Annotated in this window: 2 protein-coding genes; both read left to right on the top strand. The window is 68.2% G+C overall.

Annotated elements, in window-relative coordinates; translation table 11 throughout:
* Positions 1–195 precede the first annotated feature (195 nt).
* Positions 196–1,743: an IS21 family transposase gene (gene istA / locus IWX89_RS18185; RefSeq protein WP_196904944.1), complete on the top strand. Its 1,548-nt coding sequence runs from the start codon at positions 196–198 to the stop codon at positions 1,741–1,743.
* Positions 1,740–2,519 carry an IS21-like element helper ATPase IstB gene (gene istB / locus IWX89_RS18180; RefSeq protein WP_196904943.1) on the top strand — a complete coding sequence of 260 codons (780 nt, stop codon included), beginning with the start codon at positions 1,740–1,742 and terminating at the stop codon, positions 2,517–2,519. The genes istA and istB overlap by 4 nt, the downstream gene beginning before the upstream one ends.
* Positions 2,520–2,656 lie beyond the last annotated feature (137 nt).

Below are 2,656 nucleotides of genomic sequence, written 5' to 3'. Positions count from 1 at the left end.
TGTTAGCGGCCATGCCAAACTGCCCATAGGCGGCCACGGAACTGCCCACTGGCGGTCAGTAGAACTGCCCGTTGGTGGCCATGAGATCTGCCCACTTCTTGTTCTGAGCCCGACCGCTTAAGCGGCGGGAGCCTCTCCCTGGGGTTTGATTGCGGTGTCTAAGACGCATCAAAGTCGCCCAGGAAGAGGCCCTGAATGAAGCATGACGGAGAAATCATGGAAATACTTGCTGCCTACGATCTGACCAGATCGTTGCGCGCCACAGCCGAGCTCACTGGCTGTTCGCACCACACCGTCGCCCGCCACGTTGCCGCCCGCGATGCGGGCAAGCCGATCGCTGAGCCGGCGTATCGGGGCCGGGTCACGGACGAGTTCCTGCCCAAGATCGAGGAATGGGTTGAGGCGTCCAAGGGCAAGATCCGCGCCGACAAAGCCCACGACAAACTCCTCGCCCTCGGCTACACGGGGTCGGAGCGTTCGACGCGGCGGGCGGTCGCGCAGGTCCGCACGGCCTACCGGTTCGGCCACGTTCGGGTGCATCGGCCGTGGATCACGGAGCCTGGGATGTGGTTGCAGTATGACTTCGGCGATGGGCCCGTGATCGATGGCCGCAAGACGGTGTTGTTCGTCGCCTGGCTGGCGTGGTCGAGGTTCCGGGTCGTGATCGCGCTCCGGGACCGGACGGCCCCGACCGTGTTCGCGGCCCTGGACCGCACGCTCCGCATCCTGGGCGGCGCCCCGACCTATGTCTTGACGGACAACGAGAAGACGGTCACCGTGTCCCACGTCGCGGGCGTCCCGGTGCGCAACCAGCAGACCGTGGACTTCGCCCGCCACTACGGCATCACCGTGTTGACCTGCCAGCCCGCGGACCCGGCAACGAAGGGCGGGTCGGAGTCCTCGGTCAAGGTCGCCAAAGCCGACATCGTTCCCAGGGACACTAACCTGCGCCCGGAATACGCGTCGTTCGCGGAGGTCGAAGCGGCTTGCGACGCGTTCATGGACGAGGTCAACAACCGTGAGCACCGGGTCACGAGGCGCAAGCCCGCCGCGATGCTCGTCGAGGAGCAGCCGCGGCTGCACCGGATCCCCGACACCGCCCACACGGTCTCGTTCGGCCTCTCCAGGTCCGTCCCGGACAACACCCCGATGGTCACGTTCGAGAACGGTCAGTACTCGGTTCCCGCGCATCTGCTCGGCGCGCGGGTCTTCGTCCGCAGCCACGGGATCGGCGAGGGCGAGCAGGTCATCGTCGTGCACCACGGCGCTGACGGTCCCGTCGAGGTCGCCCGGCACCCGCGTGCCCGGCCGGGCTCCCCGTCGATCGATGACGCGCACTTCCCTGACCACCGCGAGAGAATCCCGGGCGACTACGCGGTCAAGGCCCGCAGCGCCGCGGAGGCAGAGTTCCTCCGCATCGGCGCGGGCGCGAAGGCGTGGTTGCTCGAGGCCGCGGCGGCGGGCACGACCCGGATGAACGTGAAGATGGCTGACGCCGTGGCGCTGGCCAAGATCAGCGGCCTGACCGCCGTCGACGAGGCCCTGGGCGAAGCGGCAACCTACGGCCGCTTCGCGACCGGCGACCTCGCCTCGATCCTCGGCTCCAACAGCTCCCGAACCCTGACTCACCGCGCAGATGAGGGGCAGTCGCTCGCGCAGGGCACCGCCGGGTGGGCGGCCATCGGCCGGCCCGTCGCCCCGGTGTTCGAGGTCTCCGCCGACGATCTGGAGGAGAGCGCGTGAGCGTCACGGCCGCGGCCGCGCCCGCCTTGCCGGCGGAGCTGGAGGCGTTGATGCGGCAGCTGAAGATGCCCTACGCCCGCGCATTGGCGCCGGAGCTGATCGCGACGGCCCGCGCCCAACGCTGGGAACCGGCCGAGGTCATCAAGGCCCTGTTCGTCGAAGAAGTCACCGGCCGATCCCGGTCCATGCTCGCCACCCGCCGGAAGGCCGCCGGCTTCCCGACTGGGAAAACCTTCGACACCTGGGACGAGTCCGCATCCTCGATCCCGGTCCCGACGCAGCACGCCCTGCGGACCCTGGAATGGATCGGACGGAAGGAGAACGTCGTCGTTTGCGGGCCCTCCGGGACCGGGAAAACGTTCTTCCTCGAGGCCCTGGGCCAGCAAGTCGTGGAGGCCGGGATGCGGGTTGCGTGGTTCCGCCTCGAGGACCTCGGCGCCCTGGTCCGCGCCCACCGTTCCGACGACTCCGTCGGCCGGGTGGTCGCCCGGATCCTTCGCGCCGATTTGATCGTGGTCGATGACATCGGGCTTCTCGAAGTCGGAGCCGACGCGGCCGAAGGCCTTTACCGGCTCGTCGACGCCGCTTACGAGAAACGCTCCATCGCGGTCTCCTCGAACCTGCACCCGGCCGGCTTCGACGCCCTCATGCCCAAGACCCTCGCGACCGCGACAGTCGACCGGCTCCTCCACCACGCGCACGTTTGCCAGACCTCGGGCGACTCGATCCGGCTCACCCAGGCCCTCGCTGGGAAGGGCGTCACCGCGATGAGTTAGACCGAGCACGACCACGCATGGCCAACGCCACCAAACCCCAGGTGGGCAGATCTGTTGGCCATGAGTGGGCAGTTTTCATGGCCACCAGCGGGCATTTCTACTGGCCGCCCGTGGGCAGTTCGGATTGGCCATTGACA

The organism is Cryobacterium sp. MP_M3, assembly GCF_015752155.1.
Lineage (GTDB): Bacteria > Actinomycetota > Actinomycetes > Actinomycetales > Microbacteriaceae > Cryobacterium.
This window is presented reverse-complemented; position numbering and strand designations above follow the sequence as displayed.

Excerpts from the sequence above, each read along its gene's own strand:
- istA (WP_196904944.1), top strand. The coding sequence starts at position 196 with ATGAAGCATGACGGAGAAATCATGGAAATACTTGCTGCCTACGATCTG.